Origin of the sequence: Sphingomonas sp. PSPC2-2 (genome assembly GCF_049897725.1) — a bacterium.
GTDB lineage: Bacteria > Pseudomonadota > Alphaproteobacteria > Sphingomonadales > Sphingomonadaceae > Sphingomonas.
This window is the reverse complement of record NZ_JAFCWU010000001.1, coordinates 517,714-540,998: the sequence shown is the minus strand read 5'-3', so window position 1 is coordinate 540,998 and position 23,285 is coordinate 517,714. Positions and strand designations below refer to the sequence as shown.

The window sequence follows — 23,285 nt, the reverse complement described above, 5'->3', positions numbered from 1 at the left end:
GTGGTGTGACTAGGCTGCGGTAACTCGCCCGTGATCGACATCGTTCCCGCCTGCGGTCGGGAAAGTTTCCGTCCACCAGCGCTCGACCTGCGTGCGCTCGGCCGCGCTCAGATGCAGCCCCAATTTGGTGCGGCGGAGCAGGACGTCGTCGGTGCTGCGCGCCCATTCGCGATCGTGCAGCCAGCGCGCCTCGAGCTCGGTCAAGCCCCCGCCGAGATCTGCTCCGAGCGCGGCTTCATTGTCGATGCCGTCGAGCATTTCTGCGAGGCGCGAGCCGTAAGCATGCGCCATGCGCTCCGACTGCGCATCGCCCAGAAAAGGCCACCGCGCGCGGACCTGGGCCAGGAACTGCGCAAAGTCCGGAATCGCGCCGCCGGGAAACACCCGCGCCCGCGTAACCGGATGCGCGGTGAAGCCCATCGGGCCCGACAGCTTGCCCAACGCCTCTTCGGCGAGATGCCGCGCCGTCGTGATCTTGCCGCCGAAGATGGAGAGCAAGGTCGGGCCGTTGGTGTCGAGCTCCAGCACGTAATCGCGCGTCACCGCCTTGGCTTCGCTCGCACCATCGTCATAAAGCGGGCGCACGCCCGACCAGGTCGAGGTGACGTCGGCGGGGCTGATCTGCCGGACGAAATGGCGGTTCACTGCCTCGCAGAGATAAGCGATTTCGCCCGCGTCGATCTGCGCGTCTTCGGGGGCATCGACCGGAATGTCGGTGGTGCCGATCTCGGTAAAGGCCCCCTGATAGGGGATGGCGAAGACGATGCGGCCATCGGGCTGCTGCAGGATATAGGCGTGGTCGCCCTCGAACAGGCGCGGCACGACGATGTGGCTGCCCTTGACCAGCCGCACGCCCGAGGCGGCGTTGACGCCGAGGCGCCCGAGCAACTGATGCACCCACGGCCCGGCGGCATTGACCAGCGCGCGGGCGGTGACGGTGCGTCCATCGGACAGCGTCGCACGCCAGACATCGCCCTCGCGCCGCGCCGACTCGAGCGCGGTGCCGACCGCAATTTCGGCCCCGTTGGCGGCGGCATCGACCGCGTTGAGCACGGTCAGGCGCGAATCGTCGACGAAGGCGTCCGAATAGACGAAGCCCTTGCCCGCACCCTTGAGCGGCGCGGTGAAGGCGGTGTCGCTCCGCCGCAGCCCGCGCGAGCGCGCCAGCGTCATCTTGCCGCCCAGAAAATCATAGAGATAGAGGCCGAGCCGTACCATCCACCACGGCCGCAGCGCATTTTCGTGCGGCAGGACGAAGCGCAGCGGATGGATGATGTGCGGCGCGGCCTTCACCAGCCGCTCGCGCTCGCGCAGCGCCTCGGCGACGAGCTTGAACTCATAATATTCGAGATAGCGCAGCCCGCCATGGATCAGCTTGGTCGAGGCCGAGGAGGTGTGCGCGGCGAGATCGTCGCGCTCGACCAGGAGGACCTTGAGGCCAAGCAAGCTGGCCTCGCGCGCGATCGCACAGCCGTTGATACCGCCGCCGACGATGAGGAGATCGTATGTCACCGCTGTCCTGTATCGCACTCGCGCGGCGGATGCGACTGCGGTTTGCGGGAGCCGCGATGCTGACACAATTGCAGGTCTAATTCTGTGGTAACGTTCCAGCTCTTCGAAGGGGCCGACGATGCGAGTAGTGTCTCTTTCGCTTATTTGGCTCGCCGCACTAAGCCCGGTTGCGGCGAGCGCCACGATCGACTCAAGCGCAGCAGCGACCGCACCGGCATCGCACGATATGTGCACGACGCCTGCGGGATGGGCAAAGCCGTTTACCCATGTCTACCACCTGCGAAATCGAGCCAAGCTCGTCTTTGTCGGGGTGGAGCATACCGACGATATCACAGACGAGACGCACCGGCAGATCAAGGCGGCGGTCGAGCACTACAGGCCAGGGTTCGTCTTGGTCGAGGGCGTGTCTTCGGCCAAAAGCGGGTTCGACTGGTATCTGAAGGATATCGCCAACCTTGCACGGCATCGAACGGACGGCGGTGCTGCATCGGAGAATCTGTACGCCGTAAAGCTGGCGCTGGACAGCGGTGCACACTTCTCCGGCTGGGATTTCAGCCCGGATCAGGATTATAAGGTCCTCGTCGAAGATAAGGTCGCCATCGCCGATGCGCTCGGCGCGCATTTGTTACGGTCGAAGGTAAACCCTTTTGATGCCCGGAACGCCGCGGGAACGGTAGAGCGGCAAATGCGCTATGCGGCTACCGTCGCGCCGGTTGCCGGGTTCGATTATGCAGCGTGGTACCGCCAAGCATATGGCGACCAATACGATCCGGCGAACGGCACACCTTGCGGGAAGGGCATTGGCAGTCGGGTCGTAGCGGATCTCAGCTATCGCCGAAACCTCAACCTCACGAGCCTGATCGAGGCGCACGCGCAGCCCGGCCTAACCCTTCTTGTCGAAGCTGGAGCAAACCACTGGCTCGCGCTGAAGGATTGGCTTGCGACCCGATCATTGGCTTCGAGCTGAGTGGTCTCGGTAGCGGGCTCGCATTTGGTCGTTTGAACGGAAGCTAGCGCTCGGAAAATCTATAGATCTTGAACCAGTCCGACCTGCCCACCCTAAGGCGCGGGGTAGACGCGGCTACTGTGCGGTGGATGCTCCTCGGCAAAGACAACGAGTCCGTCGTAAATGTCTGCCCAGCGTGCTGATTGATAGGTGTGATAGTCAGGCGCGGCGGGCGCGATGCCTCGGGCGCGCAAGGTTGCGCTGTTGAGATAGGCGGTCCGATTATCGCCTGGCGATGCCAGTTCCAGCGCGTCTGGCGGCGGTGCCGGGACTGGTCGGTTTTCCTTGCGGCTCCAGCGATACGATCCGCCCCGCGCTGAAAAAGCGAGCGCGAAGGCGCGGCTCGCATACGCTTGATGGAGGAGCGTTCCGAAGGTGAGGGCACCGTTTAGATCGGGGCGGATCGCCGGGCTCTTTGCGGCATGGAAGCTGTGCGTCCAAACGATGATACGGGTGCGTTTGGGCAGGTTGGCGGAAAAGCGAGCGAACGCGTAATACATCGCTCGATCCCGATCCTTCGCATAGTCCTCGGATGAAAGGCGATCGCGCGCGAGTTGACGATCGATGCCGTCGAGCATTTCGATCCGCTCGGCGGTTTCTCCCTCGGCAAGGTTCTGCTTGGAGAGCGCGCTGCGCATATCCATGGCACATGCATCGATCCGGTTCTTAAAGTCTGGAGAATTTGGATGGTCATCATCAAAAGCGAGGTACGTGCGTCGATGGAAAGCCTCGACACAGGCCGTCCTGCGATCCACCGGTAACCCTTGGGTCAGCAGCGCCGCCATCGTCTCGTTCGCGAACGGCTGCTCAAAACCGCCCAATTGGTCGTCCATCCCGCCAAGCGTGATCCGGCCAGCCATCGCCTCGGTGTACAGGAAATGCGTCAGCGGCTTGATCTCAGCCTCGAACTTCCAGAGTCCGCCGATCGCGTTGCCGACCATCGCTTCAGTCGCCCGGCCATCGCGCCTCGCGCGGTTGAAACCCAGGAACTCGTAGAGACTGCCCTCGAACACGACGGCGCGAAATCCGCATTGTTTCACCAGCCGCTCGACAAGCGCCACCTTGAAGGCTTCGGTATGCCCATCTGCGTGCGTGGCCTCCCCCAGAACCCCGACGTCGCGATGACACAAATCTCGCATCACCGCATGCATTGCCGGTCGGTCGGTGCGCTCTACCGGCGCAAGTGCGGACGCAAACGCAGCGGGTATGACAGAGGGGACGAGCACGAGCAGCGTCACGAACGCCAGCATTGCCAAATGCGTCCGGCGCAGCCACCGCATCGCCATTCTCCCAAAGATGCGGAGAGGCTAGGGTCAGAGCGGGCGATTGTCGACAGGGCGCGCTGGTGCGCCGCTCACCGCGAGCGACTCAGTTGACCCCGCCCCCAAGGCGCTGTATGCGCACCTCCGCTTGACCGGGGCTTGCTCCGGGACAGTGCTTGAACATTGCTGGATGCATTCCAGGGCCCAGGGGGTGGTTTCACGCCCAATGGCCCTTTTTGTATTCCCCATTTTGTTCGGGGGGGCGTGATGGCTCCAGCAAAGTAACCAACAGTCAAGGTGAAGAGATTCAATGCCGACGATCAACCAGTTGGTCCGCAAGGGCCGCGATCCGCAGAAGGCCAAGTCCAAGGTCCCTGCCATGGAGCAGAACCCGCAGAAGCGTGGCGTTTGCACCCGCGTCTATACGACGACCCCTAAGAAGCCGAACTCCGCACTGCGCAAGGTGGCCAAGGTCCGCCTGACCAACAGCCGCGAAGTCATCAGCTACATCCCCGGTGAGGGCCACAACCTGCAGGAGCACTCGGTCGTGCTGATCCGCGGCGGTCGCGTTCGCGATCTTCCCGGTGTGCGCTACCACGTTCTGCGCGGCGTGCTCGATACACAGGGTGTGAAGGATCGTCGCCAGTCGCGTTCCAAGTACGGCGCCAAGCGTCCGAAGTAAGCCGGTCGGCTCACATAGCCGATCCTCGTATGGCTGAAGTTTAGAAGGAAGAATTGAAATGGCACGTCGTCGTCGCCCAGAAAAGCGTATCATCCTCCCCGATCCTAAGTACGGTGATGAGGTCCTCTCGAAGTTCATGAATTCGGTGATGCTTGACGGCAAGAAGTCCGTCGCGGAACTGATCGTGTACGGCGCGATGGAAACCGTCGAAGCCCGTGCGAAGAAGGATCCCGTCGCGGTTTTCCATGACGCGCTCACCAACGTGAAGCCCGGCATCGAAGTCCGCAGCCGCCGCGTCGGCGGTGCGACCTATCAGGTCCCGGTCGAAGTGCGCCCCGAGCGCGCCCAGGCCCTGGCGATCCGCTGGCTGATCGCCGCTGCGCGTGCGCGCAGCGAAAACACCATGTCGGCACGCCTGTCGGGCGAGCTGATGGATGCCGCGAACAACCGTGGCAATGCCGTGAAGAAGCGCGAAGACACGCACCGGATGGCGGAAGCCAACCGCGCCTTCTCGCATTATCGCTGGTAAAGACTATATGAGGGCGAAGGGATATACCTTCGCCCTCATTACCGTTCGCCCTGAGCTTGTCGAAGGGCTGCACTTCCTCGGAAGATAGGGCAGGGCCTTCGAAGGCTTGGCCCGAACGGTGTTGAGAGTGCACCTTTCAGAATTTTGACTGCCGCACAGGCACCAGGAGTGACGTATCATGGCCCGCAGCCATCCGTTGAACATGTACCGCAATATCGGCATCATGGCGCATATCGACGCCGGTAAGACGACGACGACCGAGCGTATCCTGTATTACACCGGCAAGTCCTACAAGATCGGCGAAGTGCATGAAGGCACCGCGACGATGGATTGGATGGAGCAGGAGCAGGAGCGCGGGATCACGATCACGTCGGCTGCTACGACGTGCTTCTGGAACGACCATCGCATCAACATCATCGACACCCCCGGCCACGTCGACTTCACGATTGAAGTCGAGCGTTCGCTGCGCGTGCTCGATGGCGCGGTTGCGTGCTTCGACGGCGTTGCCGGTGTTGAGCCGCAGTCGGAGACGGTGTGGCGCCAGGCGGACAAGTACAAGGTTCCGCGGATGTGCTTTGTCAACAAGCTCGACCGTACCGGTGCCTCGTTCGACCGTTGCGTGGAGATGATCAAGGATCGTCTCGGCGCGCGTCCGGCGGTGCTGTATCTCCCGATCGGCCTTGAGAGCGATTTCAAGGGTCTGGTCGACCTGGTCGAGAACCGCGCGATCATCTGGCTCGAAGAGTCGCTGGGCGCGAAGTTCGAATATCAGGACATTCCCGCCGACATGGCTGACGCTGCCGCGACCGCGCGCAGCGAGCTGATCGAAATGGCCGTCGAGCAAGACGACGACCTGATGGAAGCGTATCTCGAAGGCACCGAGCCGACGACCGAGCAGCTTAAGGCGCTGATCCGCAAGGGCACGCTCAGCTTCTCGTTCGTGCCCGTGCTGTGCGGCTCGGCGTTCAAGAACAAGGGCGTGCAGCCCTTGCTCGACGCCGTGGTCGATTACCTGCCGAGCCCGCTCGACGTTCCTGCCATCCAGGGCCTCAAGCTCGACGGCGAGACCCCCGATTCGCGTCCGGCCGACGACAATGCGCCGTTCTCGGCGCTGGCGTTCAAGATCATGAACGATCCGTTCGTGGGTACGCTGACCTTCGCCCGCATCTATTCGGGCAAGTTGGAGACCGCGTCGCAGGTCACCAACTCGGTCAAGGACAAGAAGGAAAAGGTTGGCCGCATGCTGCTGATGCATGCGAACGACCGTGAGGACATTCAGGTGGCCTATGCCGGCGACATCGTCGCTCTGGCGGGGCTGAAGGACACGACCACCGGGGACACGCTCTGCGCCTCCAACGCGCCGATCATCCTCGAGCGGATGGAATTCCCCGAGCCCGTGATCGAGCTGTCGGTGGAGCCGAAGACCAAGGCCGACCAGGAAAAGATGGGCATCGCGCTCAATCGCCTGTCGCGCGAGGATCCTTCGTTCCGCGTGTCGTCGGATGCCGAGAGCGGCCAGACCATCATCAAGGGCATGGGCGAGCTCCATCTCGAAATCCTGGTCGACCGCATGAAGCGTGAGTTCAAGGTCGAGGCGAATGTCGGTGCGCCGCAGGTGGCGTATCGCGAGTATCTCGCAAAGCCGGTCGAGCTGACCTACACCCACAAGAAGCAGTCGGGTGGTTCGGGCCAGTTCGCAGAAGTCCGCGTCAAGCTGACGCCGGGCGAGCGTGGTTCGGGTTTCGTGTTCATCGATTCGGTGAAGGGCGGCAACGTCCCGAAGGAATATATTCCTTCGGTCGAAAAGGGCATGCGCGAGACCGCCGAGACCGGATCGCTGATCGGCTTCCCGATCATCGATTTCTCGGTGGAGCTGACCGACGGCAAGTATCACGACGTCGACTCGAGCGCGCTGGCGTTCGAAATCTGCGCCCGTGGTTGCATGCGTGAAGCCGCGCAGAAGGCCGGTATCAAGCTGCTCGAGCCGATCATGAAGGTCGAGGTCGTGACCCCGGAAGATTATCTGGGTGACGTTATCGGCGACATGAACAGCCGTCGTGGCCAGATCCAGGGCACCGACAGCCGCGGCAATGCGCAGACGGTCGAGGCGATGGTGCCGCTGGCCAACATGTTCGGCTACGTCAACCAGCTGCGGTCGTTCACGCAGGGGCGCGCGCAGTACAGCATGCAGTTCTCGCATTATGACGAAGTCCCCGCCAACGTTGCCGACGAAGTTAAGGCGAAGCTGGCGTAAGGCACCCCGCCCGGTGCTAGGGCTGGCGTAACCTGAAAACTCCCGCTATGGGGCCCCCTTCGCGTGGCGCTGTGGCGAACCGAAAACGATCAATAAGGTAGGAAAAATGGCAAAAGCAAAGTTTGAGCGGACCAAGCCGCACCTCAACATCGGCACGATCGGCCACGTCGATCACGGCAAGACCTCGCTCACGGCTGCGATCACCAAGGTGCTCGCGGAAACCGGCGGTGCGACGTTCACCAGCTATGCCAACATCGACAAGGCTCCCGAAGAGCGCGAGCGCGGCATCACCATCTCGACCGCACACGTCGAGTATGAGACGACCGAGCGTCACTATGCGCACGTCGATTGCCCGGGCCACGCCGACTATGTGAAGAACATGATCACCGGTGCGGCGCAGATGGACGGCGCGATCCTCGTCGTTTCGGCGACCGACGGCCCGATGCCGCAGACCCGCGAGCACATCCTGCTCGCTCGCCAGGTCGGCGTGCCGACGATGGTCGTGTTCATGAACAAGGTCGATCTGGTCGACGATCCCGAGATCCTCGAGCTCGTCGAGCTGGAAATCCGCGAATTGCTCTCGTCGTATGATTTCGACGGCGACAACATCCCGGTCATCCAGGGTTCGGCCGTGTGCGCGCTCGAAGACAAGCAGCCCGAGATCGGCCATGACGCCGTCCTCAAGCTGATGCAGGCTGTCGACACGTACCTGCCGCAGCCCGAGCGTCCGCTCGACAAGCCGTTCATGATGCCGATCGAAGACGTGTTCTCGATCTCGGGTCGTGGTACGGTCGTCACCGGCCGCGTCGAGACCGGCGTCGTCAAGGTTGGCGAAGAAGTCGAGATCGTCGGCATCAACGACACCCGCAAGACCACCGTCACGGGCGTCGAAATGTTCCGCAAGCTGCTCGACCAGGGCCAGGCAGGCGACAACATCGGCGCGCTGATCCGCGGCGTTGGCCGTGAAGAAGTTGAGCGTGGCCAGGTGCTCTGCAAGCCCGGCTCGATCAAGCCGCACACCGACTTCCAGTCGGAAGTGTACGTGCTGTCGAAGGACGAAGGTGGCCGTCACACGCCGTTCTTCGCCAACTATCGTCCGCAGTTCTACTTCCGCACCACGGACGTCACCGGCACCGTCGAGCTGCCTGAGGGCACCGAAATGGTTATGCCTGGCGACAACATCGCGCTTGGCGTCAAGCTGATCGCACCGATCGCTATGGACGTTGGCCAGCGCTTCACGATCCGCGAAGGCGGCCGTACCGTTGGTTCGGGCATCGTCTCGGGCATCTCGGCCTAAGCGTTACAAGAAAAGTACAGCCCGCACCTCCAAAGGGAGGTGCGGGCTGTTGCTATTTTATGGAGGCCGCTGTAGTGGCCCGCCTCCAGTTTTGGTTTTGAACAGCAAGAGCCCCGCTACGGGGCCCGCTCTTTCGCATCGGTAGGGACTATGGACAGCAATATCCGCATCCGCCTCAAGGCGTTCGATCATCGCGTGCTCGATCAGGCGACCGGCGACATCGCCGACACCGCGCGCCGCACCGGCGCTCTCATCCGTGGTCCCATTCCGTTGCCGACGCGCATCGAGAAGTTCACCGTGAACCGCGGTCCGCACATCGACAAGAAGTCGCGCGAGCAGTTCGAAGTCCGCACCTACAAGCGCATGCTCGACATCGTGCAGCCGACCCCGCAGACGGTCGACGCGCTTATGAAGCTCGACCTCGCCGCAGGCGTTGACGTCGAGATCAAGCTGGCCTAAAGGCCGCTCTTCCGAGAGATTCGGCCCCGGATTCGGGGCCAAATAGACGGGATACCGCCGGGCTTGCCCGGGTCTGCGTCCCCCGACACGCTCCACCGCCAACGCGGGGAGCACCAGCCCGGGTCGGGGCCGCAGTATAAAATAAAGTTTGGGCTGAGTACGCACCCTTCGGAATGGTCCGAGGGGTGCCTCTGCATTGAATGGAGCATTGATCATGCGCACTGGCGTGATCGCGAAAAAGATGGGGATGACCCGCTGGTTCCAGGACGATGGGCGCCATGTGCCCGTGACCGTTCTGGCGCTGGAAAATCTGCAAGTTGTGGCCGTTCGCGAGGCCGATCGTGATGGGTATGTCGCAGTCCAGTTGGGCGCGGGTACCGCAAAAGCAAAGAACGTTGCCAAGCCGCAGCGTGGCCATTTCGGCAAGGCCGAAGTTGAGCCCAAGGCGAAGCTCGCCGAATTCCGCGTGAGCGAAGATGCGCTGCTCGAAGTCGGCGCGACCATCTCGGCCGACCATTATGTCGCTGGCCAGATCGTCGATATCCAGGGCGTGACCCAGGGTAAGGGCTTCCAGGGCGGTATGAAGCGTTGGGGCTTCGGCGGTCTGCGCGCAACGCACGGCGTTTCGGTCTCGCACCGCTCGCTGGGTTCGACCGGTCAGCGCCAGGATCCGGGCAAGGTCTTCAAGAACAAGAAGATGGCCGGGCACATGGGCGACAAGAACCGCACCCAGCAAAATCTCGAAATCGTTTCGACCGACGTCGAGCGTGGCCTCATCTTCGTCAAGGGCTCGGTCCCTGGCTCGAAGGGTGGCTGGTTGCTCGTCAAGGATTCGGTGAAGGTCGCGCGTCACGCTGATGCGCCGTATCCCGCCGGCCTGAAGCAGGTCGCCAACAACAACGACACCGCTCCCGCCGAGACGCCTGCTGACGTCGCGACCGTGGACGCGACCGACGGCCAGGAGGGCTGAACATGAAGGTCAAGGTTCAATCCTTCGCCGACACCGCAGGCGCGGACATCGAGCTCAACGACGAGGTCTTCGGCCTCGATCCGCGCGCCGACATCCTGCACCGCGTTGTCACCTGGCAGCTCGAAAAGCGTCGCGCGACCGCAAGCGGCACGCGTGAGCGCGCTGACGTTGCTCGCACCGGCAAGAAGTTCGGTCGCCAGAAGGGCGGCGGTACGGCTCGTCACGGCGATCGCCGCGCTCCGATCTTCGTCGGCGGTGGTAAGGCGCACGGTCAGCGGACCCGCGACTTCAACCCCGGCCTGAACAAGAAGGTTCGCGCGCTCGGTCTGAAGATGGCGCTGTCGAGCCACGCTCAGGCGGGCACGCTGGTTGTCATGGACAGCCTGACGGTCGCAGAGAGCAAGACCAAGACGCTGATCGCGGATTGGGCAAAGCTCGGCACGGGCAAGACCGCGCTCGTCATTGACGGCGCAGCGGTCGAGACCAGCTTCGCGCTGGCAGCGGGCAACCTGCACACGATCAACGTGATGCCGGCGGCTGGTGCCAACGTCTATGACATCCTTAAGCACGACACGCTGGTCCTGACCCGCGCTGCCGTCGAAATGCTGGAGGCGCGCTTCAATGGCTAAGCAGAAAGCCGCGATCGACGCGCGTCATTATGACGTGATCGTCGCACCGCACATCACCGAAAAGGCCACTTTGCTCAGCGAGCATAACGCGGTCGTCTTCAAGGTCACTAACGACGCGACCAAGCCGCAGATCAAGGCTGCAGTCGAGGCGCTGTTCGACGTGACCGTCCTGGGCGTGAACACGATCGTCCAGAAGGGCAAGACCAAGAAGTGGAAGGGCGCGCCCTACACCCGCTCCGACATCAAGAAGGCGATCGTGACGTTGAAGGACGGCCAGTCCATCGACGTGACGACGGGGATCTGATCCGATGGCATTGAAGCATTATAATCCGACCAGCCCGGCACGACGCGGACTCATCCTCGTCGACCGTTCCGGCCTGCACAAAGGCGGCCCCGTCAAGGCGCTGACCGAAGGCAAGCGCAAGACCGGTGGGCGCAACAACAAGGGCCATGTGACCTCGCGCGGCATCGCCGGCGGCCACAAGCAGCGCTACCGCATCATCGACTTCAAGCGCCGTAACTGGGGCGTCGATGGCGTGGTCGAGCGGATCGAATATGATCCCAACCGCACCGCCTTCATCGCGCTGATCAACTATGGTCAGACCGCCGATGGCAAGGAAAACGTCGCGTACATCATTGCGCCGCAGCGCCTCGCCGTTGGCGACAAGGTGATCGCGGACAAGAAGACCGACGTGAAGCCGGGCAACGCGATGGAACTGGGCCAGATGCCGGTTGGCACGATCGTCCACAACGTCGAGATGAAGCCGGGCAAGGGCGGTCAGCTCGCACGGTCGGCCGGCACCTATGTGCAGGTCGTCGGTCGCGACAAGGGCATGGTCATGGTCCGCCTCAACTCGGGCGAGCAGCGTTACATCCACGCCAATTGCATGGCGACGGTTGGCGCGGTTTCGAACCCCGACAATGGCAACACCAACCTCGCCAAGGCGGGTCGCAATCGCTGGTTGGGCATCCGCCCGCTGACGCGCGGCGTCGCCAAGAATCCGGTCGACCATCCGCACGGCGGTGGTGAAGGCCGGACTTCGGGCGGCCGTCATCCGGTTACCCCGTGGGGCAAGCCGACCAAGGGTGCGCGCACCCGTCATAACAAGGCGACGGACAAGATGATTATCCGCAGCCGTCACGCCAAGAAGAAGGGCTAAACGATGGCTCGTTCCGTCTGGAAGGGTCCGTTCGTGGACCTTCACCTGCTGAAGAAGGCAGAAACCGCGCAGGAAACCAACGCGCGTGGTGCGATCAAGACCTGGTCGCGCCGCTCGACGATCCTGCCGCAGTTCGTTGGCCTGACCTTCAGCGTCTATAACGGCCGCAAGTTCGTGCCGGTTTCTGTCAACGAGGACATGGTGGGCATGAAGCTCGGCGAGTTCGCGCCGACGCGCTATTTCCCCGGCCATGCCGCGGACAAGAAGGGCAAGCGCTAATGGCTAAGGCAAAAGCTCCCCGCCGCGTGGCGGATAACGAGGCGCTGTCGGTCGGCACGCAGATCCGTGGTTCCGCGCAGAAGCTCGGCCTCGTCGCGGCATTGATCCGTGGCAAGAAGGTCGGCGATGCGATGAACATCCTGCAGTTCTCGACCAAGGGCATGGCGGTTGACGCGCGCAAGGTGCTGGCGTCGGCCATCGCCAACGCCGAGAACAACCACAATCTCGACGTCGACTCGCTCGTCGTCGCAGAGGCTTCGGTTGGCAAGTCGATCGTGATGAAGCGCTTCGCGACCCGCGGTCGTGGCAAGTCGACGCGCATCCTCAAGCCGTTCAGCCGTCTGCGCATCGTCGTGCGCGAGCAGGAAGAAGCATAATGGGTCAGAAATCGAACCCGATCGGTCTGCGCCTGCAGATCAACCGCACCTGGGATAGCCGCTGGTATGCCGAGGGCGCCGATTACGGCCGTCTTCTGCTCGAAGATCTCAAGATGCGTGCGTACATCCTGAAGACGCTGCCACAGGCTGCGATCTCCAAAGTGGTCATCGACCGTCCGGCCAAGCTGTGCCGCGTTTCGATCTTCGCTGCCCGTCCCGGTGTCATCATCGGCAAGAAGGGTGCGGACATCGAAAAGCTGCGCCGTACGCTCGGCAAGATGACGACGTCCGACGTCAGCCTGAACATCGTCGAAATCCGCAAGCCGGAAGTCGACAGCAAGCTGGTTGCGCAGGGCATCGCCGATCAGCTCGAGCGTCGTATCGCCTTCCGCCGTGCCATGAAGCGTGCGGTGCAGTCGGCGATGCGTCTCGGTGCCGAGGGCATCCGGATCAACTGCGGCGGCCGTCTTGGCGGCGCCGAGATCGCACGGTCGGAATGGTATCGCGAAGGTCGCGTGCCGCTCCACACGCTGCGCGCGAACGTTGATTACGCTGAAGCGACTGCACACACCGCCTATGGCGTGTGCGGCGTGAAGGTCTGGATCTTCAAGGGCGAAATCCTGGGTCATGACCCGATGGCGACCGACCGGCTGATGATGGAAGCACAGACTTCCGGCGTCCGGCCTGATCCGCGCCGCTAAGGAATAGATCATGCTGCAACCGAAAAAGACCAAGTTCCGCAAGGCCTTCAAGGGCCGCATCCATGGCGACGCCAAGGGTGGCACCACGCTCAACTTCGGGTCGTACGGCCTGAAGGCGATGGAGCCGGATCGTCTCACCGCACGCCAGATCGAGGCGGCTCGCCGCGCGATCACGCGTCACATCAAGCGCCAGGGCCGTTTGTGGATCCGCGTTTTCCCGGACGTTCCCGTCTCGGGCAAGCCCGCTGAAGTCCGCATGGGTAAGGGCAAGGGTTCGCCGGAATATTGGGCAGCCCGCGTCAAGCCCGGCCGTATCCTGTTCGAACTGGACGGCGTTCCGGGCGACATCGCGGCAATGGCGTTCAGCCGTGCAGCGATGAAGCTGCCGATCAAGGTGAAGGTCGTTGCCCGTCTCGGCGACACCTCGCATCTGGGAGTTGCATAACATGGCGAAGATCGACACGCGTCGCTCCGACCTCAAGGCGAAGACCGAGGACCAGCTGGGCGAAGAGCTCGGCAACCTGAAGCGCGAGGCGTTCAACCTCCGTTTCCAGGCCGCGACCAACCAGCTCGAAAAGCCGAGCCGGGTCAAGGAAGTCCGTCGCGACATCGCTCGCATCAAGACCCTGCAGTCCGCGCGTTCGCGCGACACTGCGGCAAAGTAAGGATTTAGACATGCCAAAGCGCGTGCTGACGGGGCTGATCGTCTCCGACAAGGGCGACAAGACGGTGGTCGTGAACGTGGAGCGTAAGGTCAAGCACGCGCTCTATGGCAAGATCATCCGCCGTACGAAGAAGTATCATGCCCATGACGAGGGCAATGAGTTCAAGCAGGGCGAGACCGTGCGGATCGAAGAGACCGCGCCGATTTCCAAGCTGAAGACCTGGAAGGTGATCGATCGGGTCAACACCCACGCGACGCCTGACCGGGTCGACGTCGACGCATAAGAGCGGGGCCGCGTTAGCGCGGCTCCATTGATCGAGGCGGGGTCCGGTCGGTATCGGCCCCAGATGAGAAGGAAGCGGATCTATGATCCAGATGCAATCCAATCTCGAGGTCGCTGACAACAGCGGCGCGAAGCGGGTTATGTGCATCAAGGTGCTTGGCGGGTCCAAGCGTCGTGTTGCAGGCGTTGGCGACATCATTGTCGTCAGCGTGAAGGAGGCTGCGCCCCGCGGCCGCGTGAAGAAGGGCGACGTGCACCGTGCCGTCATCGTGCGTACGGCGAAGGACATTCGCCGGGCCGATGGCACCGTGATCCGCTTCGATTCGAACGCAGCCGTGCTGGTCAACAAGAACGAGGAGCCGATCGGTACCCGTATCTTTGGCCCAGTGGTTCGCGAACTGCGCGGCAAGAAGCACATGAAGATCATCAGTCTCGCGCCGGAGGTGCTGTAATGGCGACCGCAAAGATCAAGAAGGGCGACCGCGTCATCGTTCTGTCCGGCAAGGACAAGGGCAAGACCGGTGAAGTCACGCTGGCACTTCCGAAGGACGGCAAGGTCGTCGTTTCGGGCGTCAACGTTGCCGTTCGCCACGTAAAGCCGAGCCAGGGTGACCCGCAGGGTGGCCTGAAGCGCGCCGAAGCGCCGCTGCACGTCTCCAAGGTCGCTCACGTGACCGCCGACGGCAAGCCTACGCGCGTTCGTTTCGAGACCCAGGACGGCAAGAAAGTCCGTGTTGCGGTCAAGACCGGAGACAAGATCGATGGCTGATGCAGCTACCAAGCCCCGGATGAAGGGCATCTATGACGACAAGATCGTCAAGGCGATGACCGAAAAGTTCGGCTACAAGAACGCCATGGAAGTTCCGCGCATCGACAAGATCGTGCTGAACATGGGCGTTGGCGAAGCCACGCAGGACAAGAAGAAGGTCGACCAGGCCTTTGGCGAAATGGAATTGATCGCAGGGCAGAAGCCCGTCGTGACCAAGGCCAAGAAGTCGATCGCACAGTTCAAGCTGCGCGAAGGCATGCCGATCGGCGTGAAGGTTACCCTTCGCCGTGAGCGCATGTACGAATTCCTGGACCGTTTCATCACGATCGCACTTCCCCGCGTTCGCGATTTCCGCGGGCTCAACCCCAAGTCGTTCGACGGACGCGGCAACTATGCCTGCGGCCTGAAGGAACAGCTGGTGTTCCCGGAAATCAGCTATGACCGGATCGACAAGATCCGCGGCCTGGACGTGATCGTGGCGACCACGGCGAAGACCGACGAGGAAGCGCGCGAGCTGCTCCGTCTGTTCGGTTTCCCGTTCCCGATCGAAGACGCTGACACCGAAAAGAAGGCGGCATAAGATGGCGAAGGTAAGTTCTGTCAACAAGAACGAGCGTCGCAAGATGCTGGTCAAGAAGTACGCCCCGAAGTACGCGGCGCTGAAGGCGATTGCCGCCGACACGACGCTCAGCGACGGCGAGCGGATCGAAGCCCGTCTCAAGATGGCTGAGATCCCCCGCAACGGGAACCCGACGCGCATCCGCAACCGCTGCGAGCTGACCGGTCGTCCGCGCGCATATTATCGCAAGTTCCGCCTCTGCCGTATTCAGCTGCGCGATCTGGCCAACAAGGGCCTGATCCCGGGCGTTACGAAGTCGAGCTGGTAAGGATCAACAGATGGCATTGACCGATCCCCTGGGTGATATGCTCACCCGCATCCGCAACGGCCAGCGCGCGCGCAAGGACTCCGTCCTGACGCCGGGCTCCAAGCTGCGGGCCCGCGTGCTCGACGTGCTCCAGCGCGAGGGCTACATTCGTGGCTACACCGAAGAGCAGATGGGCCCTGCGGCCGGCATCCGCATCGAGCTGAAGTATTTCGAGGGCCAGCCCGCGATCAAGCACGTCGCTCGCGTGTCCAAGCCTGGCCGTCGCGTCTATTCGGCTTCGACCGAACTGCCGCGGGTCATGAATGGCCTTGGCATCACGATCGTCTCCACGCCTCGCGGCGTTCTGTCCGACGCCGAAGCGCGCGAACAGAATGTCGGCGGCGAAGTCCTCGCGGAGGTGTTCTGATGAGCCGCATCGGTAAAAAGCCGGTCACGATCCCGAGCGGCGTGACCGCGACGATCGAAGGCCAGCAGCTCAGCGTGAAGGGCCCCAAGGGCACCCTCGCCATGCCGCTGCGCGAAGAGATCAGCTATGTGCTTGAAGATGGCGGCATCGCCGTCAACCCGGCCAATGAGACCAAGCGCGCTCGCGCATTTTGGGGCATGCAGCGCACGCTGGTGCAGAACCTCATCACCGGCGTGTCGGACGGCTTCACCAAGAAGCTGCTGATCAACGGCGTGGGCTACCGCGCTGCGGTTCAGGGCAAGACGCTGAACCTCAAGCTCGGCTACAGCCACGACGTCAACATCGACGTGCCGGAAGGGATCGAAGTCAAGACCCCGGACAACACGACGGTCGAGATTTCGGGTTCCGACAAGCAGAAGGTCGGCCAGCTGGCCGCTGAAATCCGTCGCTGGCGCAAGCCCGAGCCGTATAAGGGCAAGGGCATCAAGTACGACGGCGAGTTCATCTTCCGCAAGGAAGGGAAGAAGAAGTAATGTCGACCAAGGGTATGTCTCTCTTCGAGAAGCGGCGCCGCCGCAACCGCACCGCGCTCCGCGCGCGTGGATCGGGCCGTCCGCGGCTGTCGATCCATCGCTCGGGCCGCCACATCTATGCGCAGATTATCGACGACGCGCAGGGCGTGACGATCGCAGCTGCTTCGACGCTGGAAAAGGACGTGCGCGACACGTCCGGCGCCAACATCGACGCAGCAGTGGCCGTCGGCACCCGCATCGCCGAGGCCAGCAAGGCGGCGGGCGTGACGCAGGTCGTGTTCGATCGCGGTGGCTTCCTGTTCCACGGTCGCGTCAAGGCGTTGGCGACTGCCGCGCGTGAAGCCGGATTGGAGTTCTAATTATGGCTGACGACAACATTCCAACCGAAGCTACGGCAGCTCCCGAAGGCGCAGCCGCTCCCGACGCCCGCGGTCCCCGCGGCGGTCGTGGTCGCGGTGGCCCCGGCGGCGGTGGCCAGAATCGTGGCGGCCGTGACAACCGTGGCGGTCGCGACAATCGCGGTCGTGGCGGCCCCGGTGCCGATGATGGCGGCGAAGAGCTGATCGAGAAGCTGGTTCACATCAACCGCGTCTCGAAGACGGTCAAGGGCGGTAAGCGCTTCGGCTTCGCAGCTTTGGTCGTCGTGGGCGACGGCAAGGGCCGTGTCGGCTTCGGTCATGGCAAGGCACGCGAAGTGCCCGAAGCCATTTCCAAGGCGACGGCTGCTGCCAAGAAGGCAATGGTCCGCGTTCCGCTGAAGGAAGGCCGCACGCTGCATCATGACGGTAACGGTCACTTCGGTGCCGGTCTCGTCACGCTGCGCTCGGCACCGCAGGGAACGGGCATCATCGCCGGTGGCCCGATGCGCGCCGTGTTCGAATCGCTCGGCGTTGCCGACGTGGTGACCAAGTCGGTCGGTACGTCCAACCCGTACAACATGATCCGTGCGACCTTCGAGGCGCTGACCAGCCAGGTGAGCCCGAAGTCGGTTGCGCAGCGTCGTGGCAAGAAGATCGCCGATCTGCTCGGCCGTGGCGGTGCGGAAGCGCCCCAGGCTGAAGCCGAAGCGATCGTGGAGTAAAGACCCATGGCAACCATCAAGATCACGCAGACCGGTTCGCCGATCCGCCGCGAGAAGGACCAGCGCGCAACGCTGATCGGTCTCGGCCTCAACAAGATGCACCGCACGCGCGAGCTGCAGGACACGCCCGAAGTTCGTGGCATGATCCGCAAGGTCGCGCACATGGTGAAGATCGAGGCGTAAACTTCTTCTCCCTCTCCCCACAGGGGAGAGGGAGAAGAAGTAGACAAATCCGGGGCAGGGGGCTAACGGCCCCCTTCCTCATTTATCCAGCGCGTCAAAAGCGAAAGCGAGTGCACACATGAAACTTAATGATATCCGTGACAACGCCGGTGCGCGTAAGTCGAAAATGCGTGTCGGCCGTGGTATCGGTTCCGGCAAGGGCAAGACCGCAGGCCGCGGCCAGAAGGGCCAGAAGAGCCGCGAGGGCGTTTCCATCGCCGGTTTCGAAGGCGGCCAGATGCCGCTGCACATGCGGTTGCCGAAGCGTGGCTTCAACAACATCTTCGCCAAGGATTATGCTGAGGTGAACCTCGGCGCGATCCAGGTCGCGGTTGACGCGGGCAAGATCGAAGCCGGTGCGAGCCTCGACCATGACGCGCTGAAGGCCGCTGGCCTGGCACGCGGTGGCAAGGACGGCGTCCGTCTGCTCGGCAAGGGCGAACTGACCACCAAGCTGTCGTTCACGGTTGCCGGCGCGTCCAAGGGCGCGATCGAAGCGGTCGAGAAGGCCGGTGGTTCGGTCGACGTGATCCACGTCGTTCCTGCCGCTGAAAAGGCTGCCGCCAAGAAGGGCGTCAAGTATCGCGAGCGCAAGGCGCACAAGGAATCGTTTAAGGCGTAAGCCGGACGATCTGATACTCTTTGTCCCGAACAGCGACCCCGCTGTTCGGGACAAATCGTTTAAGGGATCTCGGCTTCTAGACGCGCTCTGTCGCTCCCTCCGTTCGTTTCGAGCGAAGTCGAGAAACAGGTATCAGGCGCTGCGCGGGGTTTCTCGACTAGGCTCGAAACGAACGGATAGGGGTAGGTTAGCGCGATCTCTTCGCGCAACCCATTAGACAAGCCCGCTTGGGCCCCTATATGAGCGGCGGGGCGGTAAAACGTTTCCCGCCCTTTTTGTTTCCGCCGCTACTGCATCCAGGACGATAGACGCACATGGCATCCGCAGCCGACCAGATGGCTTCCAGCATCAGCCTGTCGAAATTCGCACAGGCGACCGACCTCAAGAAGCGGCTGTGGTTTACCATCGGCGCTTTGATCGTTTTCCGCCTGCTCAGCTATGTGCCGCTGCCGGGGATCGATCCGACTGCGCTGACCGAACTGGCCAGCCGTACCAGCGGTGGCGTGCTCGATTTCTTCAACGCGTTCTCGGGTGGTTCGCTCAAGCGCGCCAGCTTGATCGCTTTGGGCGTCACGCCCTACATCACCGCCTCGATCGTAGTGCAGCTCGCGACCTCGCTGTCGCCGACGCTCGCCGCGATCAAGAAGGAAGGCGAGAGCGGGCGCAAGCGGCTCAACCAATATACGCGCTACGGCACCGTCGCGCTGACCATCATCCAGGGCTATTTCCTGACGCTCGGCTTCGAAAGCCAGGGCGTCGTCGTGAACCCCGGCCCGATGTTCATCATCGGCTCGATCGTCAGCCTAGTCGGCGGCACCATGTTCTTGATGTGGATCGGTGAGCAGATCACCAGTCGCGGCATCGGCAACGGCATGTCGCTGATCATCATGGCCGGTATCGTCGCGAACTTGCCGACGACGCTCTACACGCTGGCCGAGGGCGGCCGCGCGGGGAACCTCGATGGGTTCAAGATCCTCGGCATCATCGTCGCGGTGGCGGGCCTGATCCTGTTCATCTGCTTCATGGAGCGCGCGCAGCGCCGCATCCTGATCCAATACCCGAAGCGCCAAACGCAGCGCGGCATGCAGGCCGATCGCAGCCATTTGCCGCTCAAGATCAACACGGCAGGCGTGATCCCGCCGATTTTCGCCTCGTCGCTGCTGCTGATGCCGCTGACGGTGATGCAGCTTGCGGGCAAACAGCCGACGGGCGGCAAGGAAACCTGGTGGGGCGATGTCGTCATCGGGCTCAACCAATATCTGCAGCATGGGTCGCTGGTGTACATGCTGCTCTACGGCGCGGGCATCGTCTTCTTCTCGTTCTTCTACACCGCCGTGGTGTTCAACCCGGAAGAGACCGCCGACAATCTCAAGCGCTATGGCGGCTTCATCCCCGGCATCCGCCCGGGCAAGAACACCGAGGCGTATTTCGACTATGTGCTGACGCGTATCACCGTGATCGGTGCCGGGTATCTGGCGATCATCTGCCTGTTGCCGGAATATCTGGTGTCGGCGCTGTCGATTCCCTTCTACCTTGGTGGCACTAGCTTGCTGATCGTGGTCAACGTAACAATGGATACGGTGACGCAGATTCAGAGCCATTTGCTTGCGCATCAATATGGCGATCTGATCAAGAAGGCGAAGCTGAAGGGCGGGCGTCTCCGCTAAAAGCGGGACGCGAGTCGCCACGGCGATTGGGGAGAGCGTATTGAACATCATCCTGTTGGGGCCGCCGGGAGCCGGCAAGGGCACCCAGGCCAGCCATCTCGAGGCGGATCGCGGTATGATCCAGCTTTCGACCGGCGACATGCTGCGCGCCGCGCGCAAGGCCGACACGCCGCTCGGCCATCAGGTTGCGGCGGTGATGGATTCGGGCGCGCTCGTATCCGACGAGATCGTTTCCGCGTTGATCGATGACAAGCTTGGCACGCTCTCGCCCGAGCAAGGCACGATCTTCGACGGATATCCGCGGACCGCGGCCCAGGTCGAATCGCTCGATACGATCCTTGCCCAGCATGGCCGCAAGCTCGACACCGTGATCGAACTCGACGTGAACGAGGATGCGCTCGTCGCGCGGATCGTTGGTCGTTATACCTGCGCCACCTGTGGTGCGGGCTATCACGACAGCTTCAAACAGCCCAAGATCGCGGGCACGTGCGACGTGTGCGGCGGGCATGAATTCAAACGCCGACCCGACGATAATGAGGAAACCGTGCGCACGCGCATGGCCGAATATCGCGCCAAGACCGAGCCGATCATCCCGATCTACCAGGCGCGCGGGTTGCTCGCGCGGGTCGATGGCATGGGCGACATTGCCGATGTGACGGGCGCAATCGAGGCGATTCTCGACGCTGGCTGATCGGTTGGCTCAAAAGACAATGCGGGCTCACGCTGGCGGTGCGTGAGGCGTTTCTCGGGCGAATGACATTTTCGTCACCTCAGCGTCATCGCGTTGGATACGCGACCGGCGCATGAAGGGCGCAGGCCATGCACGCTGGCCGGAAATGTATTCACGAGATCGACACTCGCACTCCCGGGAGTGTCGTTGGCCGGCGGAAGGCATGCTTTCCGTCGGCCTCATTTCATTCTAGGCACGAGGAAACCGCCCGGAATGCCGCCTGTGACCCGCAAGATTCTGATCGTTGAGGACGATAGCTCCACCTCCGCCTATCTCGCCAAGGGCTTGAGCGAGGCGGGCTTTGCGGTCGAATCCTGCTCCGATGGGCGCGACGGATTGTTTCTGGCGAGCGAGGGCATTTTCGATCTCATCATCGCCGATCGCATGTTGCCGGGGCTGAACGGCATTGCGATGCTCGGCGCGATTCGCGCGGCCGGGGTGCGCACGCCGACCTTGATTCTCTCAGCGTTGGGGACTGTCGACGACCGGATCGACGGATTGAATGCCGGTGCCGACGATTATTTGGTGAAGCCGTTTTCCTTCGCCGAGCTGACCGCGCGCATCGATGCGATCTTCCGCCGCGTCGATCGTGGTGCGGGGGAGGGGCAGGCGACGCGCTTGTCAGTCGGTGATCTGGAAATCGACTTGCTCGGGCGCACAGTCGCCCGCGCGGGGCGGCCAATTCAGCTTGGCGCGCGCGAATTCAATCTCCTCGAATATCTCGCGCGCCATGCCGGACAAGTGGTCACGCGCACGATGATGTTGGAGAAGATCTGGAACTATCATTTCGATCCCGGATCGAACGTGGTCGATGTGCATATCGGGCGGTTGCGTCGCAAGCTCGAGGAGGGCTTCGCCGCGCCGATCCTGCACACCGTGCGTGGGGCCGGGTATCGGCTCTCGGTCGAGCCATAGCCATTTCCCTGTCGTCCCGCCTGTCGGTAACCGCGCGTATTGCGCTGCTGGCAATTCTGCTGGGGCTCACCTCCAATGTCGCACTGGTGGCGTTCGTCTGGAAGCTTGTCCGCGACCAGGCGATCGACGAGTTGCGCCGCGATACTGTCGAGGAATCGGAGGGGCTGGTGGCGATCTATCGCGCCGGCGGCCTCCCCGCGCTGGCGCGGACGATCGACGAGGGGCGCGCAAATGGAGATCGTTCGCGCATCGTCGCGGTGATCGCTGCTGATGGGCGGCGCGTTGCTGGCATCGGCCCGGCGATCGTCGGCAGCGGGGCACCGGCACCCACCATCTTCCGCATCGGACGCATGGGGGATTCAAGCCCGTGGCTGGAGCGCGAGGCGGGGTATGCGGTGCGCGAGGTCGGCCCGTACCGATTGGTCAGCGGGCGCTTGCTCGACGATTGGGAGCAGGAACAACAGGGGATCGAGCGCGCGCTTGCTGCGGCGATGCTGCTGTCGCTGGCTCTTGGCATTGGCGGCGGGCTGATTGTGACCCGCTATGTCGGGCGGCGGCTTGACCGGGTTGCCGATGTGATCGAAGGGGTGGCCAGCGGCGACCTGTCGCGCCGCGTGGTCAATCCGGCGGCCGGGCATCCGGGGGGTGGCGACGCGTTCGACCGACTGGCGACACGGCTCAACGCGATGCTCGACAAGACCGAACGGCTGATGACCGAATTGCGGATCGTCACCGATGGCCTGGCGCACGATTTGCGGTCTCCGCTCGCGCGGTTGCGCGCCAAGGCCGAGGTGGCGGTGCTGCAGGCCGATCCGGCACAGCGCGAGGCGGCGATGGGCGGGCTGCTGATCGAGACCGATCTGGTGATGCGGATGCTGTCGACGATGATCGAGATCACGCGCGCCGAATCGGTCCCGCGCGACCGTCTGGCACCGATCGACCCGGCCGCGTTGATGGAGGAGATTGCCGAGCTTTACGGCCCGGTGATCGAAGATTCCGGCATGCGGTTCGAGGTCGGGATTGAGGCGCACCCGCCGCAGATCGTGCTGCACCGCGAGTTGATGACGCAGGCGATCGCCAATTTGATCGACAATGCACTGCGCCATGCGGCACAGGGTGGGGAGATCCGGCTCGGGCTGGTGATCGGTCCGGACGAAGCGCGCTTTCAGGTTGCCGATCGCGGCCCAGGCATCGCCGAGGCTGACCGTGCGCAGGCGCTGCGTCGGTTCGGGCGGCTGGATGTCGCGCGCAGTGTGCCGGGGGCGGGGCTCGGCATGGCGCTGGTCGAGGCGGTCGCCCGGCTGCATGGCGGGCGTCTGGAACTGGGCGACCACGCGCCCGGCCTGATCGTGGCGATCGTCATCCCACTGACGGCGTGATCGGGCGCTT

32 protein-coding genes are annotated in these 23,285 nt (G+C 63.0%); 30 read left to right on the top strand and 2 right to left on the bottom strand.

All coding sequences use genetic code 11. The features are described 5' to 3' along the window. Nucleotides 1–9: 9 nt before the first annotated feature. On the bottom strand, nucleotides 10–1,512 hold the full coding sequence (gene glpD, locus ACP7BY_RS02640) for a glycerol-3-phosphate dehydrogenase (RefSeq protein WP_033964947.1): 1,503 nt from the start codon (nucleotides 1,510–1,512) through the stop codon (nucleotides 10–12). Between the two features lie 310 nt (nucleotides 1,513–1,822). On the opposite strand from glpD, the gene ACP7BY_RS02635 reads away from it, so the two are divergent. Beyond that, nucleotides 1,823–2,479, top strand: a complete 657-nt coding sequence (locus ACP7BY_RS02635; RefSeq protein WP_426287979.1) for a hypothetical protein — start codon at nucleotides 1,823–1,825, stop codon at nucleotides 2,477–2,479. Between the two features lie 92 nt (nucleotides 2,480–2,571). Here the strand turns inward: ACP7BY_RS02635 and ACP7BY_RS02630 are convergent, their stop codons facing one another. After that, nucleotides 2,572–3,798, bottom strand: coding sequence for an erythromycin esterase family protein (locus tag ACP7BY_RS02630; RefSeq protein ID WP_171010567.1), 1,227 nt, complete (start codon nucleotides 3,796–3,798; stop codon nucleotides 2,572–2,574). Nucleotides 3,799–4,090: 292 nt separating this feature from the next. On the opposite strand from ACP7BY_RS02630, the gene rpsL reads away from it, so the two are divergent. The 29 genes from rpsL (at nucleotide 4,091) to ACP7BY_RS02485 (ending at nucleotide 23,275) form a co-directional block, all read left to right on the top strand. Next, nucleotides 4,091–4,462 carry a 30S ribosomal protein S12 gene (gene rpsL, locus ACP7BY_RS02625; protein ID WP_010185487.1) on the top strand — a complete coding sequence of 124 codons (372 nt, stop codon included), beginning with the start codon at nucleotides 4,091–4,093 and terminating at the stop codon, nucleotides 4,460–4,462. A gap of 58 nt (nucleotides 4,463–4,520) precedes the next feature. Further along, the gene (rpsG, locus tag ACP7BY_RS02620; RefSeq protein WP_010403744.1) at nucleotides 4,521–4,991 is read left to right on the top strand and encodes a 30S ribosomal protein S7; all 471 of its coding nucleotides are present in this window, start codon (nucleotides 4,521–4,523) and stop codon (nucleotides 4,989–4,991) included. Between the two features lie 178 nt (nucleotides 4,992–5,169). Then, a complete protein-coding gene (gene fusA, locus ACP7BY_RS02615) occupies nucleotides 5,170–7,245 on the top strand; it encodes an elongation factor G (RefSeq protein ID WP_033964941.1) in 2,076 nt (691 codons plus the stop codon). A gap of 106 nt (nucleotides 7,246–7,351) precedes the next feature. After that, the gene (gene tuf / locus ACP7BY_RS02610) at nucleotides 7,352–8,542 is read left to right on the top strand and encodes an elongation factor Tu (protein ID WP_033964937.1); all 1,191 of its coding nucleotides are present in this window, start codon (nucleotides 7,352–7,354) and stop codon (nucleotides 8,540–8,542) included. Nucleotides 8,543–8,692: 150 nt separating this feature from the next. Further along, nucleotides 8,693–9,001, top strand: coding sequence for a 30S ribosomal protein S10 (gene rpsJ / locus ACP7BY_RS02605; RefSeq protein ID WP_007406109.1), 309 nt, complete (start codon nucleotides 8,693–8,695; stop codon nucleotides 8,999–9,001). A gap of 214 nt (nucleotides 9,002–9,215) precedes the next feature. Beyond that, nucleotides 9,216–9,971, top strand: coding sequence for a 50S ribosomal protein L3 (gene rplC, locus ACP7BY_RS02600; RefSeq protein ID WP_010403739.1), 756 nt, complete (start codon nucleotides 9,216–9,218; stop codon nucleotides 9,969–9,971). 2 nt (nucleotides 9,972–9,973) lie between these two features. After that, on the top strand, nucleotides 9,974–10,600 hold the full coding sequence (rplD, locus tag ACP7BY_RS02595; RefSeq protein WP_033964934.1) for a 50S ribosomal protein L4: 627 nt from the start codon (nucleotides 9,974–9,976) through the stop codon (nucleotides 10,598–10,600). Further along, nucleotides 10,593–10,904 (top strand): 50S ribosomal protein L23, encoded by a 312-nt coding sequence (locus ACP7BY_RS02590; RefSeq protein WP_010403734.1) that lies wholly within the window; start codon nucleotides 10,593–10,595, stop codon nucleotides 10,902–10,904. The genes rplD and ACP7BY_RS02590 overlap by 8 nt, the downstream gene beginning before the upstream one ends. A 4-nt stretch (nucleotides 10,905–10,908) precedes the next feature. After that, nucleotides 10,909–11,760 (top strand): 50S ribosomal protein L2, encoded by an 852-nt coding sequence (gene rplB / locus ACP7BY_RS02585; protein ID WP_010403733.1) that lies wholly within the window; start codon nucleotides 10,909–10,911, stop codon nucleotides 11,758–11,760. A 3-nt stretch (nucleotides 11,761–11,763) separates the two neighbouring features. Then, the gene (gene rpsS, locus ACP7BY_RS02580) at nucleotides 11,764–12,039 is read left to right on the top strand and encodes a 30S ribosomal protein S19 (protein ID WP_010164582.1); all 276 of its coding nucleotides are present in this window, start codon (nucleotides 11,764–11,766) and stop codon (nucleotides 12,037–12,039) included. Continuing rightward, entirely contained in the window at nucleotides 12,039–12,416 is a 378-nt protein-coding gene (gene rplV / locus ACP7BY_RS02575; RefSeq protein WP_010403732.1) for a 50S ribosomal protein L22, read from the top strand. The genes rpsS and rplV overlap by 1 nt, the downstream gene beginning before the upstream one ends. Continuing rightward, nucleotides 12,416–13,117 carry a 30S ribosomal protein S3 gene (rpsC, locus tag ACP7BY_RS02570; RefSeq protein ID WP_010403730.1) on the top strand — a complete coding sequence of 234 codons (702 nt, stop codon included), beginning with the start codon at nucleotides 12,416–12,418 and terminating at the stop codon, nucleotides 13,115–13,117. The genes rplV and rpsC overlap by 1 nt, the downstream gene beginning before the upstream one ends. A 10-nt stretch (nucleotides 13,118–13,127) precedes the next feature. After that, a complete protein-coding gene (gene rplP / locus ACP7BY_RS02565; protein ID WP_010164579.1) occupies nucleotides 13,128–13,562 on the top strand; it encodes a 50S ribosomal protein L16 in 435 nt (144 codons plus the stop codon). Nucleotide 13,563: 1 nt separating this feature from the next. Then, complete coding sequence (gene rpmC, locus ACP7BY_RS02560) at nucleotides 13,564–13,782, top strand: 50S ribosomal protein L29 (protein ID WP_010403727.1); 219 nt, start codon at nucleotides 13,564–13,566, stop codon at nucleotides 13,780–13,782. Between the two features lie 10 nt (nucleotides 13,783–13,792). Beyond that, nucleotides 13,793–14,065 (top strand): 30S ribosomal protein S17, encoded by a 273-nt coding sequence (gene rpsQ / locus ACP7BY_RS02555; protein ID WP_010403725.1) that lies wholly within the window; start codon nucleotides 13,793–13,795, stop codon nucleotides 14,063–14,065. A gap of 82 nt (nucleotides 14,066–14,147) precedes the next feature. After that, nucleotides 14,148–14,516 carry a 50S ribosomal protein L14 gene (gene rplN / locus ACP7BY_RS02550; protein ID WP_010164574.1) on the top strand — a complete coding sequence of 123 codons (369 nt, stop codon included), beginning with the start codon at nucleotides 14,148–14,150 and terminating at the stop codon, nucleotides 14,514–14,516. After that, complete coding sequence (gene rplX / locus ACP7BY_RS02545) at nucleotides 14,516–14,833, top strand: 50S ribosomal protein L24 (protein WP_033964933.1); 318 nt, start codon at nucleotides 14,516–14,518, stop codon at nucleotides 14,831–14,833. Before rplN ends, rplX begins: the two co-directional genes overlap by 1 nt. Beyond that, nucleotides 14,826–15,413 carry a 50S ribosomal protein L5 gene (gene rplE / locus ACP7BY_RS02540; RefSeq protein WP_033964932.1) on the top strand — a complete coding sequence of 196 codons (588 nt, stop codon included), beginning with the start codon at nucleotides 14,826–14,828 and terminating at the stop codon, nucleotides 15,411–15,413. Before rplX ends, rplE begins: the two co-directional genes overlap by 8 nt. A gap of 1 nt (nucleotide 15,414) precedes the next feature. Beyond that, nucleotides 15,415–15,720: a 30S ribosomal protein S14 gene (rpsN, locus tag ACP7BY_RS02535; RefSeq protein ID WP_033964931.1), complete on the top strand. Its 306-nt coding sequence runs from the start codon at nucleotides 15,415–15,417 to the stop codon at nucleotides 15,718–15,720. A 10-nt stretch (nucleotides 15,721–15,730) separates the two neighbouring features. Next, on the top strand, nucleotides 15,731–16,126 hold the full coding sequence (rpsH, locus tag ACP7BY_RS02530; RefSeq protein WP_033964930.1) for a 30S ribosomal protein S8: 396 nt from the start codon (nucleotides 15,731–15,733) through the stop codon (nucleotides 16,124–16,126). Continuing rightward, on the top strand, nucleotides 16,126–16,659 hold the full coding sequence (gene rplF / locus ACP7BY_RS02525) for a 50S ribosomal protein L6 (RefSeq protein ID WP_010403714.1): 534 nt from the start codon (nucleotides 16,126–16,128) through the stop codon (nucleotides 16,657–16,659). Before rpsH ends, rplF begins: the two co-directional genes overlap by 1 nt. Continuing rightward, complete coding sequence (gene rplR / locus ACP7BY_RS02520) at nucleotides 16,659–17,018, top strand: 50S ribosomal protein L18 (RefSeq protein ID WP_033964929.1); 360 nt, start codon at nucleotides 16,659–16,661, stop codon at nucleotides 17,016–17,018. The genes rplF and rplR overlap by 1 nt, the downstream gene beginning before the upstream one ends. 2 nt (nucleotides 17,019–17,020) lie before the next feature. Continuing rightward, on the top strand, nucleotides 17,021–17,740 hold the full coding sequence (gene rpsE / locus ACP7BY_RS02515) for a 30S ribosomal protein S5 (RefSeq protein ID WP_010403712.1): 720 nt from the start codon (nucleotides 17,021–17,023) through the stop codon (nucleotides 17,738–17,740). Between the two features lie 6 nt (nucleotides 17,741–17,746). Then, complete coding sequence (gene rpmD / locus ACP7BY_RS02510; protein WP_010403711.1) at nucleotides 17,747–17,923, top strand: 50S ribosomal protein L30; 177 nt, start codon at nucleotides 17,747–17,749, stop codon at nucleotides 17,921–17,923. A gap of 118 nt (nucleotides 17,924–18,041) precedes the next feature. After that, nucleotides 18,042–18,584, top strand: a complete 543-nt coding sequence (gene rplO, locus ACP7BY_RS02505; RefSeq protein ID WP_033964928.1) for a 50S ribosomal protein L15 — start codon at nucleotides 18,042–18,044, stop codon at nucleotides 18,582–18,584. A 314-nt stretch (nucleotides 18,585–18,898) separates the two neighbouring features. After that, the gene (secY, locus tag ACP7BY_RS02500) at nucleotides 18,899–20,251 is read left to right on the top strand and encodes a preprotein translocase subunit SecY (RefSeq protein ID WP_033964927.1); all 1,353 of its coding nucleotides are present in this window, start codon (nucleotides 18,899–18,901) and stop codon (nucleotides 20,249–20,251) included. Between the two features lie 40 nt (nucleotides 20,252–20,291). Next, nucleotides 20,292–20,942, top strand: a complete 651-nt coding sequence (locus ACP7BY_RS02495) for an adenylate kinase (RefSeq protein WP_033964926.1) — start codon at nucleotides 20,292–20,294, stop codon at nucleotides 20,940–20,942. A gap of 261 nt (nucleotides 20,943–21,203) precedes the next feature. Next, entirely contained in the window at nucleotides 21,204–21,896 is a 693-nt protein-coding gene (locus ACP7BY_RS02490) for a response regulator transcription factor (RefSeq protein ID WP_137903039.1), read from the top strand. An 86-nt stretch (nucleotides 21,897–21,982) separates the two neighbouring features. Continuing rightward, nucleotides 21,983–23,275 (top strand): HAMP domain-containing sensor histidine kinase, encoded by a 1,293-nt coding sequence (locus tag ACP7BY_RS02485; protein ID WP_249340876.1) that lies wholly within the window; start codon nucleotides 21,983–21,985, stop codon nucleotides 23,273–23,275. Nucleotides 23,276–23,285 lie beyond the last annotated feature (10 nt).